13 protein-coding genes and 2 tRNA genes are annotated in these 16533 nt (G+C 40.7%); 1 reads left to right on the top strand and 14 read right to left on the bottom strand.

Annotated elements, in window-relative coordinates; genetic code table 11:
• Positions 1–136: 136 nt before the first annotated feature.
• The 4 genes from HBH39_RS04180 to pnp form a co-directional block, all read right to left on the bottom strand.
• On the bottom strand, positions 137–898 hold the full coding sequence (locus HBH39_RS04180) for a TatD family hydrolase (protein WP_167679961.1): 762 nt from the start codon (positions 896–898) through the stop codon (positions 137–139).
• 100 nt (positions 899–998) lie between these two features.
• On the bottom strand, positions 999–2582 hold the full coding sequence (gene prfC / locus HBH39_RS04175; RefSeq protein WP_167675879.1) for a peptide chain release factor 3: 1584 nt from the start codon (positions 2580–2582) through the stop codon (positions 999–1001).
• Between the two features lie 76 nt (positions 2583–2658).
• The gene (gene nlpI / locus HBH39_RS04170) at positions 2659–3561 is read right to left on the bottom strand and encodes a lipoprotein NlpI (RefSeq protein ID WP_167675877.1); all 903 of its coding nucleotides are present in this window, start codon (positions 3559–3561) and stop codon (positions 2659–2661) included.
• Between the two features lie 149 nt (positions 3562–3710).
• Positions 3711–5807 carry a polyribonucleotide nucleotidyltransferase gene (gene pnp / locus HBH39_RS04165; protein WP_167675875.1) on the bottom strand — a complete coding sequence of 699 codons (2097 nt, stop codon included), beginning with the start codon at positions 5805–5807 and terminating at the stop codon, positions 3711–3713.
• A 442-nt stretch (positions 5808–6249) separates the two neighbouring features.
• Between pnp and HBH39_RS04160 the strand changes: the two genes are divergently transcribed.
• The gene (locus HBH39_RS04160) at positions 6250–8286 is read left to right on the top strand and encodes a putative bifunctional diguanylate cyclase/phosphodiesterase (RefSeq protein WP_167675873.1); all 2037 of its coding nucleotides are present in this window, start codon (positions 6250–6252) and stop codon (positions 8284–8286) included.
• A 186-nt stretch (positions 8287–8472) separates the two neighbouring features.
• Here the strand turns inward: HBH39_RS04160 and rpsO are convergent, their stop codons facing one another.
• The 10 genes from rpsO to tpiA all read right to left on the bottom strand — a co-directional run bounded on the left by rpsO (position 8473) and on the right by tpiA (position 16511).
• Positions 8473–8742, bottom strand: coding sequence for a 30S ribosomal protein S15 (rpsO, locus tag HBH39_RS04155; RefSeq protein WP_167675871.1), 270 nt, complete (start codon positions 8740–8742; stop codon positions 8473–8475).
• 120 nt (positions 8743–8862) lie between these two features.
• Positions 8863–9816 carry a tRNA pseudouridine(55) synthase TruB gene (gene truB, locus HBH39_RS04150; protein WP_167675869.1) on the bottom strand — a complete coding sequence of 318 codons (954 nt, stop codon included), beginning with the start codon at positions 9814–9816 and terminating at the stop codon, positions 8863–8865.
• Entirely contained in the window at positions 9816–10238 is a 423-nt protein-coding gene (rbfA, locus tag HBH39_RS04145) for a 30S ribosome-binding factor RbfA (RefSeq protein ID WP_167675867.1), read from the bottom strand. The genes truB and rbfA overlap by 1 nt, the downstream gene beginning before the upstream one ends.
• A gap of 58 nt (positions 10239–10296) precedes the next feature.
• Positions 10297–12951, bottom strand: coding sequence for a translation initiation factor IF-2 (gene infB / locus HBH39_RS04140; RefSeq protein ID WP_167675866.1), 2655 nt, complete (start codon positions 12949–12951; stop codon positions 10297–10299).
• A 26-nt stretch (positions 12952–12977) separates the two neighbouring features.
• Positions 12978–14477, bottom strand: coding sequence for a transcription termination factor NusA (gene nusA / locus HBH39_RS04135; RefSeq protein ID WP_167675864.1), 1500 nt, complete (start codon positions 14475–14477; stop codon positions 12978–12980).
• Between the two features lie 31 nt (positions 14478–14508).
• Positions 14509–14964, bottom strand: coding sequence for a ribosome maturation factor RimP (gene rimP, locus HBH39_RS04130; RefSeq protein WP_167675862.1), 456 nt, complete (start codon positions 14962–14964; stop codon positions 14509–14511).
• A gap of 168 nt (positions 14965–15132) precedes the next feature.
• Positions 15133–15209, bottom strand: a tRNA-Met gene (locus HBH39_RS04125).
• Between the two features lie 83 nt (positions 15210–15292).
• Positions 15293–15379, bottom strand: a tRNA-Leu gene (locus HBH39_RS04120).
• A gap of 9 nt (positions 15380–15388) precedes the next feature.
• Positions 15389–15724: a preprotein translocase subunit SecG gene (gene secG / locus HBH39_RS04115; RefSeq protein WP_167675860.1), complete on the bottom strand. Its 336-nt coding sequence runs from the start codon at positions 15722–15724 to the stop codon at positions 15389–15391.
• A gap of 4 nt (positions 15725–15728) precedes the next feature.
• Positions 15729–16511, bottom strand: coding sequence for a triose-phosphate isomerase (gene tpiA, locus HBH39_RS04110; RefSeq protein WP_167675858.1), 783 nt, complete (start codon positions 16509–16511; stop codon positions 15729–15731).
• Positions 16512–16533 lie beyond the last annotated feature (22 nt).

The following is a 16533-nucleotide window of genomic DNA, read 5'->3' as shown; positions in this document are numbered from 1 at the left end:
TAACCAACCTATTTCCGCTGCAGATTATAACTGAGCATTAGTTGAAAATCGTCGATTTGATCAAACTTTTAGAGTTTAATTTCAGTTATTTACAAAACAAAAGCAGCAAATAACACATGCGTTTGCAAAAAAACAATTAAAGCTCAAACAGTTGCAAAATGTTTTTATTAAGCTGTTCTAATATAGAAACAGTTGTTTTTTTGTTCAAAATTGCTAATTTTTTTATGATTAGAGGTAAAATTAGTGGGGAATTTATTTTTTGCGCTGATTTAAAGGGCGCCATACTCGGTGAATCCGTTTCTATCAGCAAATGTTCTGTACCAATGTGAGCAACAACCTGATGTAACTTTTTAGCTTGAGAGTTGAGTATCAGACCTCCTATGCCTAACTTATAACCTAGGTTGATATATTGCAGGGCAATCTCGGTACTGGCATAGAATCCATGAATGATCCCACCTCGCTTATTAGGGTACTTCTTTAATAAGTTTATTAATTCTGAATGACATTTAACGGCATGTAAAATCACCGGCAAATTGTACTTTTGTGCTAACCTCAATTGTTTTTCTAGTAAAAACAATTGGCTATCAAATGAAGTATGTAATTTATCTAATCCACACTCACCAATTGCCACAAAATGACTATTTTGGATATTTTCAATAATTTGCTGCTCGAGTAACTTTATCGAATTTTCAATATCTTCAGGGATATACCAGGGGTGAATACCAAGAGCAAAATAACAGTCATATTGTTTTGCTACTGCCAACTGCCGTTGCCAATAAACCGGGCTAACACCCGGGATTAAAGCATGCGTAATGCCAGCCTGAGCCATATCTGCAAATAACTGCTCACGAACTCCATCAAATTCAGGAAAATCAAGATGAGCATGACTTTCAAAAATGCCTATTTGCATTGTTCATTCCATTAGCCAAAAAATAGAAAAGGCGCTATATGCGCCTTTTAAGTTACATCAACTTTAATTGTAGTTCATTGCCAAATGATTAATTCTCACGGGTTTTGGCAAATTCGACATCTGGATAACGTTCCATCGCTAAGTTCAAATTAACCATGGTCGGTGCAATGTAGGTTAAATTATCACCACCATCTAAAGCCAAATTGGAGCTGCACTTACGACGAAACTCTTCTAATTTACGCTCATCTTTACAATAAACCCAACGCGCGGTTGAAACACTAATGCCTTCATATATTGCTTCAACATTGTATTCACTTTTAAGACGACCAACAACAACCTCAAACTGGAGCACACCAACCGCCCCAACAATCAAATCATTGGAATCTATAGGTCTAAATACCTGTACAGCTCCCTCTTCAGATAACTGTACAAGACCTTTGAGTAGCTGCTTTTGTTTCAGCGGATCTTTTAAACGGATACGACGGAACATTTCAGGGGCAAAGTTTGGAATGCCGGTAAACTTAAACTTTTCACCTTGAGAAAAAGTATCACCAATTTGAATTGTGCCATGGTTATGTAGACCAATGATATCACCCGGGTAAGCTTCTTCAACTTGCTCACGATCGCCGGCGACAAAAGTCAAAGCATCAGAAATACGCACATCTTTACCGATACGAACATGGTGCATTTTCATGCCCTTTTCGTATTTTCCTGAAACCACTCGCATAAAGGCGACACGGTCTCGATGTTTTGGATCCATATTCGCTTGAATTTTGAATATAAACCCTGAAAAGTTACTGTCAAGAGCAGTGATTTCACGCACTTCAGTTGCACGAGGTTGTGGCTTAGGTGCCCATTCAGTCAACCCATCTAACATATGGTCGACACCAAAGTTACCTAATGCAGTACCAAAATAAACAGGTGATAGTTGGCCTTTTAAAAAAGCATCCAAATCAAACTCGTGTGACGCACCAACGACGAGCTCAAGCTCTTCACGCAATAATTCAGCTAGCTCACCACCGATCTCTGCATCAAGTTCTGGGTTGTTTAACCCTTTAACAATTCGCACTTCTTGAATAGTGTGACCTTGACCTGATTGATACAAAATCGTTTCGTCACGATGAATATGATAAACACCTTTAAATGACTTACCACAACCGATTGGCCAAGTGATAGGTGCACAAGCAATTTTAAGCTCGGTTTCAACTTCATCCATCACTTCCATCGGATCACGAATATCACGGTCACATTTATTCATGAAAGTAATAATAGGTGTATCACGCAACCGGGTAACTTCCATTAACTTACGCGTACGATCCTCAACACCTTTAGCGGCGTCAATCACCATAAGGCATGAGTCCACGGCAGTTAAGGTACGATAAGTATCTTCTGAAAAGTCTTCGTGACCGGGTGTATCAAGTAAGTTAACGAGGCAATCGCGATAGGGGAATTGCATAACCGAAGTGGTAATGGAAATACCACGATCTTTTTCCATTTCCATCCAGTCAGATTTGGCATGTTGCTTAGAGCCACGACCCTTTACAGTACCTGCTGTTTGAATAGCTTGACCGAATAACAATACTTTTTCTGTAATTGTTGTCTTACCCGCATCGGGGTGCGAAATGATTGCGAAGGTACGACGCTTATCGACCTCTACATTAATGCCTGACATGTTAACCTTTGCACTTGACGCTAAAAAAGGCGCAAATTATAGCGCCTCTGGGTCGAGTTGGCTAGGCAAACAACATTTAGCTTTGTGGTGGCTGCTCTAGGATATGTTTTATTTTTGCAAGCTCAATCCTTGCATAGCGATGTTCAACAAAATCATAAATGTTAGTTGCTAAGGTTAGACGATAATAATTAGCAGCATCTTGATATTGTCCTAACTCATCGGCACGTTTAGCCATATAAAAATAAGCTTCACACAATCTTTCAGCATACTCTTTAGGTTGACTTAACCCCACTTTGGCCGCTGAAAATAGTTGCTCTTTCGATATTTTACCAAGGTAAAAATCAATTAACATGCTCGACCATGCACTGTCTTCTAGTTGAGTGCGCTGCATGCTAAGCGTCTTCAACGCATTTTGATTATCAATGTGGGATGACATTAAATATAACCACAAAACACGGTAGCCATCACTTGGATCACGTCGATAGAATTCTTGCATATCTTTCACTGCAAGCTCATATCGCTCACCATAATATAAAGCGATACCACGGTTAAGAAAGGCATAATCATATTCAGGGGAAAGCTCAAGCACACCATCGAAAGCCTCGTAAGCACTTTCAAATTCACCTTCTTGTGTATAATAAATGCCTAAAAAATTATAAGCATCAGCCAAGTTAGGTTGAAGTTTTAATGCTTGATGAAAATCAATTCGGCCCAGTAAGCGTAACCCAACGCTGTCATAAATCACACCACGGTCATAATGAAAGCGTGCTCGTTGTTCGTCAGTGAGCTCCATGGTGGCTAAAATTTCATTTAATTTAGCCAGAGTAACTTCTAATTTATAATCAGGCATAACTGGAGCAACCACTATTTGCCCAGAAGCAGGATCACTAGCTGAACCAGAGGTTGTTGCACAACCGGTTAATAACAAGCTAGCACCTGCAACTATCGCAACAAACGTGGTGCGTAATTTGAATTCCATCCACTTTACCTTAATCCGGTTCACTAATAAGACTTATCATAGCAACCCAGCTAACTAAGCGCTATCGATGAATCGACTGTTTTGTGTCATAAAAACTAAAAAAAGGAGACCTTACGGTCTCCTTTAATAGTGTTAACTAAACAAAGAGATTATTCAGCTGCTTCTTTAGTTTGTGCTTCTTTGATAGAAAGTCTAACGCGCCCCTGACGGTCAACTTCCATCACTTTAACTTCTACTTCTTGGTTCATTTCAAGATGATCAGAAACGTTAGCGACACGCTCTTCACTAATTTGTGAAATGTGGACTAAACCATCTTTACCAGGAAGGATATTAACGAAGGCACCAAAGTCAACGATACGAATAACCTTACCTTTATAAACACGACCTACTTCAACTTCAGCAGTGATTTCTTCAATACGACGAATAGCTTCTTTGGTTGCTTCGCCATTTGAAGATGCAATTTTCACTGTACCATCATCATCTAACTCAATCGTTGTACCGGTTTCTTCAGTAAGTGCACGAATCGTTGCACCACCTTTACCAATAACATCACGGATTTTCTCAGGATTAATCTTGATCGTTGTGATACGCGGCGCATGATCAGAGATATCATCACGATGTGAACCAATAGCTTGATCCATTACATTAAGAATATGAACACGAGCACCGTAAGCTTGCTGTAAAGCAATGTCCATGATTTCTTTAGTAATACCTTCAATCTTGATATCCATCTGTAAAGCTGTAATACCATCACGAGTACCAGCGACTTTAAAGTCCATGTCACCTAAGTGATCTTCATCACCTAGAATGTCAGAAAGAACAACAAAGTCATCGCCTTCTTTCACTAGACCCATAGCGATACCAGCAACAGAAGACTTAATAGGTACACCGGCATCCATCAATGCTAATGAAGTCCCACAAACAGAAGCCATAGAGCTTGAACCGTTAGATTCAGTAATTTCTGAAACCACACGGATGCTATATGGGAATTCTTCAGCAGAAGGCATCACAGCATTGATACCACGCCACGCTAACTTACCGTGACCAATTTCACGACGCTTAGGAGAACCCACCATACCCGTTTCACCCACCGAGTAAGGAGGGAAGTTATAGTGAAGCATAAAGCGATTAGTACGCTCGCCCATGATGCTATCAATTTTTTGTGCATCACGCTCTGTACCTAGAGTACATGTTACCAATGCTTGCGTTTCACCACGTGTAAACAATGAGCTACCGTGAGTACGTGGAAGTACACCAGCTAGCACGCTTAATGCGCGGATCATATCAGGTTCACGACCGTCGATACGTGGCTTGCCACTAAGGATACGACTGCGAACAATATTTTTCTCTAAGCTACCAAGTAAGTTATCAACTTCACGTTGATCAACATCAGGATTCTCGGCTACAAGTGCAGCTTTAGCAGCGGCTTTAACAACACCAACTTGCGCATAACGATCTTGCTTAACTTCAATTTGATAAGCTTCTGTCATACCAACTTCAGCTAAATCTTTAATTTTAGCTACTAAGTCTTGGTCTTGAACTGGTGCAGTCCAATCCCAAATTGGTTTACCAGCTTCCGCTTTAAATTCAGCAATAGCATCAATAACAACTTGCTGTTGCTCATGACCATAAGTTACAGCACCTAACATGATTTCTTCGGCAAGTGATTTCGCTTCAGATTCAACCATCAATACCGCACTTTGCGTACCCGCTACAACCAGATCCAAGTCGCTTTGAGCAACCTGATCGACTGAAGGGTTAAGTAAGTATTCACCATTGATATAACCAACACGTGCAGCACCTAGTGGGCCATTAAATGGAATACCAGATATCGCAAGTGCAGCAGAAGTACCAATCATTGAGATAATGTCAGGCTCAATTTGTGGTTCAACGGATACTACAGTAATGATAACCTGTACTTCATTTTTAAAACCGTTAGGAAATAAAGGACGAATAGGACGGTCAATAAGACGTGCAATCAAAGTTTCATCTTCTGATGGACGACCTTCACGCTTAAAGAAACCGCCAGGGATCTTACCCGCTGCGTATGTTTTCTCTTGATAGTTAACTGTCAATGGGAAGAAATCACGGCTTAAATCCGCAACCTTTTTACCAACAACAGTGACAAGGACAGTTGTATCACCCATGCTTGCTAATACCGCTGCATCAGCTTGACGTGCAATAACACCTGTTTCTAAGGTGACTGTATGTTGACCATACTCAAAACTCTTTACGATAGGATTCACGTGACCCATTCCTTAATTTAATTACCTTTAAAATACGCGCGTAAGTATACTTCAAATCAGATCAATAGTTAAATAGTGACTGACATCAAGATGTAAAATTTAATTCTCAAATAAATTTTCATTAAATTTAAACAACTTAAAACAAAAATTATCACCAAGTTACATATTAACGTGATGTAAGTACACAACATAGCGATCACAAGATTGAAATTGGGGAATTTACTTGTAATATGGATTGGTTAGCTATACTAATATAAATTAGGTTAATGCATTGAATATCCTAAACTCGGTTACTTATTCGATATGATGTTTTATCCAGATTTACCTAAGTGATTAGTTATCTAAGTTATTGATTCGTAAGTTAATTAAATCAAATGCATATCGAATAATTTTAAACCAACAAGACACTATAAAAATATGTCTAAAAGACACGGACCAAAACATGACCCCAAGATTTAAGTCATTGACTTGGAAACAAACAAATCTTGTAGTATTTACTGCACTATTTTTTGCTATCGCCATATTTATTGTTGAAATTGCCCTTGTCGTCGTCACCACCAAACAACAACTTCATGGCTCACAACAAGAGCTTCTCGATTCCGTCGAACAAACAACAACAAATGCAGTTTGGGCATTAGATGACAAACTTGCACAACAAACACTTGAAGGCATTATTAAAGTCGATAATGTCGGCTCTGCAGTACTTGAGTTAGACGATGGATCGTTATTTGTCTTTGTTTCGAGCGAAGGAGAAGACTTTTCTGATAATTACATCACCCTCAGCAATAAGCTTTTTGGTGAGCTTAAAGAAATATCTCGACCTTTGTACCGTCCCTTTTATTTTGAAGGTAGCAAAAATCAGCAGTTAATCGGAACGTTAACCATATTTTATGATACCCAAAAACTAACAACCCAATTGTTTAATCAATTGCAATTAAGTTTTATAGCAACACTAGCAAGAGCATTACTACTCACCTTGGTATTAACCGTCGTTTTCCATCGATTTTTGACCCAACCGATAGCGAGGATCAGCGAGGCTATCGATAAAATTGATCCAGACACGCCAGATGAAAACCTATTGCCTATGTCTGCTGCACACAAGGATGACGAGCTAGGTTTAGTAACAAGCAAATTTAACCAAATCTTGCTGCAATTTAGTCAAACACAAAACAAACTTAGAAAAATGGCCACCCGCGATCCATTAACTGGGTTGCCTAATCGCACCTTGTTACTTGAAACGCTAAACGTGACCATTCAAAGAGCGCGAGTTCATAAACGTAATTTTGCACTGCTATTTATTGATTTAGATCGCTTCAAAAACGTAAATGACTCTCTCGGCCATGCACTAGGCGATCAATTTCTTGCTCGTATAGCGCGTATTCTTGAACGCGTTGTCGGTGATAAAGGCAGCGTTGCAAGACTGGGCGGAGATGAGTTTGTGGTATTAGCTGATGATATAGAGAGTCCAGATCAAGCTGCCGACTTTGTCGACAAACTGCTAATTCAGTTGAATACACCACTGCAATTAAATGAACACACCATTCACCCAGCTGCCTCAATTGGTATTTCAATTTATCCTGATGATGGCGTCAGCGCTGAAGATTTAATTCGACATGCAGATATTGCCATGTACAGTGCCAAAGCGGCTGGTTCAAACCAATGGTCATTCTTTAAAGAGCAGATGACAGAGCGAGCAGCGGTGAGATTACGTACTGAAGCCTCATTACATGATGCATTAAAAAACAATGAGTTTTTACTTTATTTGCAACCCAAATTAGATATTAGCACCAATAAAGTTATTGGCTGTGAAGCACTCATTCGTTGGAAAAAAGATGGCCGATTGATAAGTCCAATGTCATTTATTCCAGTGGCGGAAGAGACAGGTATTATCATTCCAATTGGTCGCTGGGTAATTGAGCAAAGCTGTAAAATATTACGAGACTGGCAGAAAAAATATAATTTCGCCCTGCCTATTGCAGTCAATGTTGCCTCACAACAATTTGCAGATCCAAGCTTAGTACCCGATATCAAACAGATGGCGCTACGTTATCAAGTTAGACCAGAACTACTTGAAATTGAAATAACAGAAACTTCTTTGATGAATGATATTGAACTTGCCATCAGTAAGCTTGAGCAACTTAAATCGGCAGGGTTTGGTATTGCTGTTGATGATTTTGGTACTGGCTATTCTTCTTTATCTTATTTACGCCATTTACCGATTACCACGATGAAAATTGATCGTGCTTTTGTTAGCGATCTTCCCAATGACAGTGCGATTGCATCCACCATTTTGATGCTAGGACAACAATTAAACTTATCGATTGTCGCTGAAGGCATTGAAAATCAAGATCAACTAGATTGGCTACGTGATCATAATTGCCCTATTGGACAAGGTTTCTTCTATAGTCAGCCTTTACCATTAGAAGAGTTTGAAATGAAATATCTTGCCAGTAAAAATGCGCTAATTAGTCACATTTAATAACAATTACAGTAAATAAGTGAACAGTAATAGCATAGGGAAATGCGTAGTACTAAAGTAAATTTTTTGATAAGCAGTTGTTTATTAGATTGGGATAACTCAAATAATGATATTTATTGCAATAAAAAAGGAGGCATAAGCCTCCTTTTTTACGGTTTCAACTCGCAAATGCAAGTTGAAGTCGAATTAACGACGTAAACCTAACTTCTGGATCAAAGCAGTGTAACGCTCTGCGTCAGTACGCTTTAAGTAAGCAGTTAACTTACGACGTGCACTAACCATACGTAACAAACCACGACGAGAATGGTGATCGTGGATGTGCTCTTTAAAATGACCTTGAAGGTGATTGATTTGAGCAGTTAATAAAGCAACTTGTACTTCAGTTGAACCAGTGTCGTTATCGCCACGACCAAATTCAGCTACGATTTTTGCTTTAGTTTCAGCACTTAGTGACATGTGTATCTCCAAATATAAAAAATTATCTTTAGCCGATCACTAACTCAGCTAAAGGAGGCGGTGCATTCTACCTATAATTCAGTTGCAGGGCAAATACAAATCTAAATATCGATATAAATTTTAGCTCGCCAGTGTATCTTCGCGCAGAACAATTAATCGCTTAGGTGCTAGTAACCCGTCATCGTTCATACTGCCTATCCCGACAAATTGTCGCTGCTCACCAATGGTAATCCTAACTAACTCATCCGGTTTTAAGCCTGAAGCCTGAATCGCTTGCCCTTGCATCACATAATACAGCATACTCTGAGGTAAGTTGATTTCGGGGAAGTTAGCGACAGCTGTATCCATGGGTAACAATAGTGGGTCTAGCAACTCTTTGGGCTCTACGCCCTGTTCTTGTGCAGAGGCGACTAAGGCTTCAAGTTGTGACAGGCTAACCATTTTCTCATACGGATACTGTGCAACTTGAGTTCTGCGGAGCATTATCACATGTGCACCACAACCAAGCATTTCGCCTAAATCATCAATAATTGTGCGAATATAAGTTCCTTTTGAGCAATGAATATCTAAAGTTAACTCATTACCTTCAAGTTTAATAAAGTTAAGCTCAAAGACTGTGATTGGGCGAGCTTCACGCGGCACTTCAATGCCTTCACGGGCATACTTATATAAAGGCTGACCTTGATACTTTAACGCAGAGTACATCGACGGGACTTGCATGGTATTACCACGGAAATGCTCGAGTGCTGTCAGCAGTTTTTCATGAGAAAAAGCAATATCGCGAACTTCTACCACTTCACCGTCAGAATCGCTAGTATCTGTGCGCTCACCTAATTTGGCTGTCACTAAGTAACGTTTATCCGCATCTAACAAGTGTTGAGAAAACTTAGTAGCCTCACCTAAACATATAGGTAGCATACCCGTAGCTAATGGATCTAAGGCTCCAGTGTGTCCTGCCTTATTAGCATTAAAAAATCGCTTAACCCGCTGTAAGGCGTGATTAGAGCTCATGCCGGTGTCTTTGTCGAGCAAAACAATACCATCAATAAAACGACCTTTTTGCCGACGAGCCATTAATCTTTCTCCTGGGTATCGTCTTGGTCTATTTCATCAGCACGACCGCTCTCTTGCTGCTTTTGCTTATCTTTAGAAATGACCTGACTCACTAAGTTAGACATCCTCATGCCTTCTACTAATGAGCTGTCATAGACAAACCTAAGTTCTGGCATCACGCGTAATTTCATACGACCTGCAACTAAAGTACGAATATATGGTGCAGCAGTCATTAGTGCAGCAATTTTTTCATCAACAAGAGATTTATCTTCTTCAAAAAAAGTCACAAACACTTTGGCGTAACTTAAGTCACGCGACACTTCAACATCGTTTACAGTAACAAAACCGATACGAGGATCTTTCATATCGCGTTGCAGTACCATCGCCAATTCTTGCTGCAGTTGCTGACCAATACGACGAGTACGGCTAAATTCTTTTGCCATAATTAACCTACCTGAATCATTTAATCAAAAAGGGCGGCTAATGCCGCCCTTTCATATATTATAGCGTTCTCGCTACTTCGACGGTTTCAAATACTTCAATCTGGTCACCAACGCGAACATCGTTGTAGTTCTTCACACCGATACCACATTCCATACCATTACGAACTTCAACTGCATCATCTTTAAAACGACGTAACGACTCTAATTCGCCTTCATAGATAACAACATTATCACGAAGTACACGGATTGGCGCACTACGCTTAACGATACCTTCAGTAACCATACAACCAGCAATAGCACCTAGTTTAGGAGACTTAAATACATCACGTACTTCGGCCAGACCAATAATTTCTTGTCTGAATTCAGGTGCAAGCATACCTGTCATTGCTGCTTTAACTTCATCAATCAAGTTATAGATGATGCTGTAGTAGCGCAAATCAACACTTTCAGCTTCAATTGTCTTACGAGCCTGTGCATCAGCACGAACGTTAAAACCAACCATAATTGCATTAGAAGCTGCCGCTAATGTTGCATCAGTCTCAGTTAATGCACCTACGCCTCTTGCAATGATGTTCACTTTAACTTCGTCTGTTGATAGATTCTGCAATGAATCACAAATCGCTTCTAATGACCCTTGAACATCCGCTTTAAGAACGATATTAAGCTCTTGAACTTCACCGTCAGTCATATTAGCAAACATGTTCTCTAACTTAGACTTCTGCTGACGCGCTAACTTAACATCACGGAACTTGCCTTGACGGTATAAAGCAACTTCACGCGCTTTACGCTCATCGCGAACAACCGTGGCTTCATCACCCGCAGATGGCACACCTGAAAGACCTAAAATCTCAACAGGAATAGATGGACCAGCTTCAGTGATAGGACGACCATTCTCATCTTTCATCGCACGGATTTTACCGTACTCTAAACCACAAAGAACGATATCACCTTGACGTAAAGTCCCTTCCTGAACAAGTACTGTAGCCACTGGCCCACGACCTTTATCAAGTTGTGATTCAATCACTACACCAGCTGCCATGCCGTCACGAACAGCTTTAAGCTCTAATATTTCTGCTTGTAATAAAATAGCTTCTAATAACTCATCGATACCAGTACCAGCTTTTGCCGATACGTATACAAACATGTTATCACCACCCCAATCATCAGACATTACACCATGTTGAGATAGTTCGTTTTTAACACGATCTGGATCGGCTTCAGGTTTATCCATTTTGTTAACAGCAACAATTAACGGAACATTACCCGCCTTGGCATGCTGTATTGCTTCGATAGTTTGCGGCATTACACCGTCATCAGCAGCAACAACAAGTACCACGATATCCGTTGCTTTAGCACCACGAGCACGCATTGAAGTAAATGCCGCGTGACCAGGAGTATCCAAGAAGGTAATCATACCGTTCTCGGTTTCTACATGGTAAGCACCGATATGCTGAGTAATACCACCGGCTTCACCAGAGGCAACTTTTGACGCACGAATATAATCCAGTAATGAGGTTTTACCATGGTCAACGTGACCCATAATCGTCACAACAGGAGCTCGAGTTTCTAGCTTCACATTCTCATCACGATCTTGCAGTACTTGATGCTCTAGTTCGTTTTCACGAAGTAGTACAACTTTATGACCCATTTCTTCTGCGACTAATTGTGCAGTTTCTTGGTCTAGTACTTGGTTAATGGTAACCATTGACCCCATTTTCATCATTTGTTTGATGATTTCTGTCGCTTTAACTGCCATTAAATGAGCAAGTTCAGATACTGTTACTGTCTCACCTAAACGCACATCACGCGTGACGGCTGCAGCAGGTTTATTGAAGCCATGAGCCATTGATTGCGGTGCATTGCTGCGATTGCGCATATGCTTTTCGCGCCCATCACGAGCATCTTTACCACCACGTTTTTTATTGGTGTTTTTATTACGAGCTCGACGACCACGTTTTTCATCATTTAAGTCTGATGTATCTTCTGCTGCTCGAGCAACTTTAGAAGTTGTAACATGGTGATCACTGTTTTTCTCAGCTTCTAAACGTAAACGCTCTTCTTCCGCCCAACGCTTAGAATTTTCTTCAGCAAGTTTGCGTGCCTTTTCAGCCGCCTTTTCTGCTTCTTCTTTTTGCTTTTGGGCTAACGCTGCTACTTGAGCAGCCTTAAGGCGCTCAGCTTCTTCTTTAGCCGCTTTGGCATCAGGATCTTGCTTTTTATCTGCTTTAGATTCAGCTTTAGCTGCTTTGGCTTTGTTTGCAGCTTCTGCTTTCGCTTTAGCTTCTGCTTCGGCTTTCGCCTTTGCTTCTGCTTCTGCTTCTGCTTTAGCTTTTGCCTCTAACTCCGCCTTAGCTTTAGCTTCCGCCTCAGCTTTTGCTTTGGCTTTTTCTTCTTCAGCCTGTTTGGCTAATTCAACATCGTCACGCTTAACAAAAGTACGCTTTTTACGCACTTCTACTTTAACGTCTTTAGACTGCCCGCCTTGTCCTGCAACACTTAAAGTCGATACAGTTTTACGCTGTAAAGTCATTTTAGTAGGAGCTGCATCACCACCGTGTTGCTTTTTCAAAAAATCTAATAGTTGTTGTTTCTCTTTTTCAGAAACACTATCTGTTTTAGCTTTCTTAATGCCGGCTTCATTAAATTGTTCAACTAAACGTTCAACCGTTTTGCCTACTTCTTGAGCCAATTTTTCTAAACTTGTATCTGCCATCAATTAATACCCCTCTGTTGATCGACTTATGCTTCTTCGCCAAACCAACAGATGTTGCGGGCAGCCATGATGAGCTCACCTGCTTTTTCTTCTGTCAATTCTTCAATTTCGATTAAATCATCGATACCTTGCTCAGCAAGGTCTTCCAATGTCACTACACCTTTACTTGCTAAAACAAATGCAAGGTGAGTCTCTAAACCTTCAAGCGCTAATAAGTCTTCACTTGGATGTGCATCATCTAATGCTTCTTCAGAAGCGAGTGCACGAGTTGAAATTGCTGCTTTTGCACGCTCACGCAATGCTGCAACAATATCTTCATCAAATCCATCTATTGCTAATAATTCAGATTCAGGCACATAGGCAATTTCTTCTAATGAAGTAAATCCTTCCTCGGCTAAAACTGACGCAAAATCTTCATCTACATCTAACGAAGAAACAAATAAATCGATCACCTTGGCGCTTTCAGCCTGGTGTTTCTTATTCATATCTTCAACTGTCATAACGTTTAGTTCCCAACCGGTAAGTTGTGTTGCTAAACGTACGTTTTGACCATTACGGCCAATTGCTTGTGCTAAGCTATCAGCTTCTACTGCGATATCCATTGAGTGGTTATCTTCATCAACGATGATTGAAGCAACATCTGCTGGCGCCATTGCGTTAATAACGTACTGAGCAGGATTATCATCCCACATAACAATATCAACACGCTCACCACCAAGTTCGTTAGATACGGCTTGCACACGTGCACCACGCATACCAACACAAGCACCGATAGGATCAATGCGCTTATCATTAGATTTAACTGCGATTTTAGCACGAGCACCAGGATCACGAGCTGCGCCCATGATTTCAATCATTTCGTCGTAAATTTCTGGTACTTCAACTCGGAAAAGTTCAATTAACATTTCCGGTTTACTACGTGTTAAAAATATTTGTGCACCACGTGCTTCAGGGCGAACGGCATAAAGTAATGCACGAACGCGATCACCTGGACGGAATGATTCACGACTGATTAAGTCTTCTTTAAATAATACGCCATCAGCGTTATTACCTAAATCAACAACAACATTTTCACGGGTGCTCTTTTTGACAACACCAGTTACGATTTCACCTTGACGATCAATAAATTGCTCTACAACTTGTGCTCGCTCAGCCTCACGGACTTTTTGAACAATAACTTGCTTAGCAGTTTGAGTTGTAATGCGATCAAAAACGACAGACTCAATCTCGTCTTCAATGTACTCACCTACTTGAATATCTGGGTTTTCGTAGCGAGCTGCTTCTAACGTAATTTCACTGTAAGGGTTTTCAAGAGCTTCGCCATTGTCATCAATAACCTTCCAGCGACGAAAAGTGTCATAGTGACCGGTTTTGCGGTCAATAGAAACACGAACTTCAATATCACCTTCGTACTTTTTCTTGGTTGCTGTAGCAAGTGCAATTTCTAATGCTTCAAAAATTTTCTCACGCGGAACCGCTTTCTCATTTGAAACCGCTTCTGCTACTAGCAGGATCTCTTTATTCATTTGGTCTAGCCTCGTTCTTCACCAGAAACTATTATAACTTAGCGATAATGTTGCCTTTGCGGATATTATCCAAAGCAACAACCAAGTCTTTACCATCAACATTAAGTGTAAGCATTTGCCCTTCCACTTTGCTGATGACGCCTTTTAAATTACGACTACCGGCAACAGGCATAGTCAGTTGAACTTTTGCATCTTCGCCGATATATGCAGCGTATTGCTGTGCGTTAAATAACGGTCTATCCACACCGGGAGAAGATACTTCAAGTGTATATTCAGTAGAAATTGGGTCTTCAACATCCATTACCGCACTGATTTGTCGACTCACTTCTGCACAATCTTCAATAAGAATGCCATTTTCATGATCAATAAAAACTCTTACCACAGAGTGACGACCAGCATGGACATATTCGATGCCCCAAAGCTGAAACCCAAGTGCCTCAACTGGTACAGTTAACATCTCTACCAATTTAGATTCTAATGTTGCCAAAAATGACCCCCAAAAAACGAAAAAAGGGCTAAAAGCCCCTATCTAATCCGGTTAACACACGGAAAATCAAAAGTCCATATAACAAAAAACCCCGTAATCACGAGGTTATTTTTATTATAGAACCTGTAACTGTGAGTAAATATTTTTACGATATTACTCACAGGGAGCTGGTTGCGGGAGCCGGATTTGAACCGACGACCTTCGGGTTATGAGCCCGACGAGCTACCAAACTGCTCCATCCCGCGTCAACTGTGTGCAAGTATATTGGCTTACGCCTTTGCTTGCAATAATTATTCAGAAATTTACCATTAACTGAACAATTTTTATCTGGTGCCGAGAGCGGGACTTGAACCCGCACGTCCGTTAGGACACAGCCACCTCAAGGCTGCGCGTCTACCAATTCCACCACCTCGGCAAATCAGTTTTAGTCAGGAATTTTAGTCTCTGACTGTTGCTCAACTACAGGTGCACTATCAATTACTTGCTCTGCAGCAGAACTTAAATCACTCCAATTAGCATCAGTTTGTTTATGGTTAGCACTTAAATTTCCAATGACTAAACTTAAAACAAAAAAAGTGATGGCTAAAATTGCTGTACTACGAGTCAGAAAGTTTCCTGAACCGCTTGAACCGAAAAGCGTACCAGACGCTCCAGCTCCAAATGATGCACCCATATCGGCACCTTTTCCTTGCTGGATAAGAATCAAACCAATAAGGCCAATTGCAACCACCAAGTAAACAACTATAAGAACTTCGTACATATTATTACGCGCTCATTGCTATGGAACATAAACTTAGGAATTCTGACGAATTTAAGCTAGCTCCGCCAATCAGTCCACCATCAACATCAGGCTGGGCAAAAATGTCTGCCGCATTACTCGGTGTCACACTGCCACCGTATAGAATCCTGATATTTTCTCCAATAAAAGGAGACACTTCAGAGAGTCGATTGCGAATAAACGCATGAACTTCTTGCGCCTGCTCTGGAGTTGCGCTTTTACCGGTTCCGACAGCCCATAGAGGCTCGTAGGCGATAATTGCGTTGTCAAAAGCCATAGTGCCATTTTTTTCAATGACTATATCTAACTCTTCAGCAATAACTTCAAAAGTTCGTCTTGCTTCACGAGCTGGACCTGACTCACCTACACATAAAATAGGTGTCAAACCATGCTTTTGTGCTGCTGCAAATTTCTCTGCAACGATATTACTTGTCTCGCCATACATTCGGCGACGTTCGGAATGCCCGATAATTACATATCGACATCCGGAATCTTTTAGCATCTGCCCAGATATTTCACCGGTATACGCGCCAAAATCATGTTGACTTAGATTTTGAGCGCCCATTCTAACAAGCGCACCATCTAAGGTTTGCTTATTGGACTCAAGCAGTTGCCTAACACTTTCAAGATAAATTGAAGGCGGGCATAAAACCACTTCAGCTGAATCATTTTGGAGCTTTGCAGCAAACTTTTTAAATAGCTCTTGTGCTAACGCTGCACTGCCATTCATTTTCCAGTTGCCAGCCACCATAGGACGTCTGAGTGCCATCACTGTCTCCTCTGAAAGCGGC

This window comes from Shewanella aestuarii, from assembly GCF_011765625.1.
GTDB lineage: Bacteria > Pseudomonadota > Gammaproteobacteria > Enterobacterales > Shewanellaceae > Shewanella > Shewanella aestuarii_A.
This window is presented reverse-complemented; position numbering and strand designations above follow the sequence as displayed.

Bases quoted from the DNA above. Each gene is read 5' to 3' on its own strand.
- prfC (WP_167675879.1), bottom strand. From the start codon at position 2,582: ATGTCAGGCATTAATGTAGAGGTCGATAAGCGTCGTACCTTCGCAATC.
- nlpI (WP_167675877.1), bottom strand. From the start codon at position 3,561: ATGGAATTCAAATTACGCACCACGTTTGTTGCGATAGTTGCAGGTGCT.
- HBH39_RS04160 (WP_167675873.1), top strand. From the start codon at position 6,250: ATGACCCCAAGATTTAAGTCATTGACTTGGAAACAAACAAATCTTGTA.
- rpsO (WP_167675871.1), bottom strand. From the start codon at position 8,742: ATGTCACTAAGTGCTGAAACTAAAGCAAAAATCGTAGCTGAATTTGGT.
- truB (WP_167675869.1), bottom strand. From the start codon at position 9,816: ATGGCTCGTCGGCAAAAAGGTCGTTTTATTGATGGTATTGTTTTGCTC.
- rbfA (WP_167675867.1), bottom strand. From the start codon at position 10,238: ATGGCAAAAGAATTTAGCCGTACTCGTCGTATTGGTCAGCAACTGCAG.
- infB (WP_167675866.1), bottom strand. From the start codon at position 12,951: ATGGCAGATACAAGTTTAGAAAAATTGGCTCAAGAAGTAGGCAAAACG.
- nusA (WP_167675864.1), bottom strand. From the start codon at position 14,477: ATGAATAAAGAGATCCTGCTAGTAGCAGAAGCGGTTTCAAATGAGAAA.
- secG (WP_167675860.1), bottom strand. From the start codon at position 15,724: ATGTACGAAGTTCTTATAGTTGTTTACTTGGTGGTTGCAATTGGCCTT.
- tpiA (WP_167675858.1), bottom strand. From the start codon at position 16,511: ATGGCACTCAGACGTCCTATGGTGGCTGGCAACTGGAAAATGAATGGC.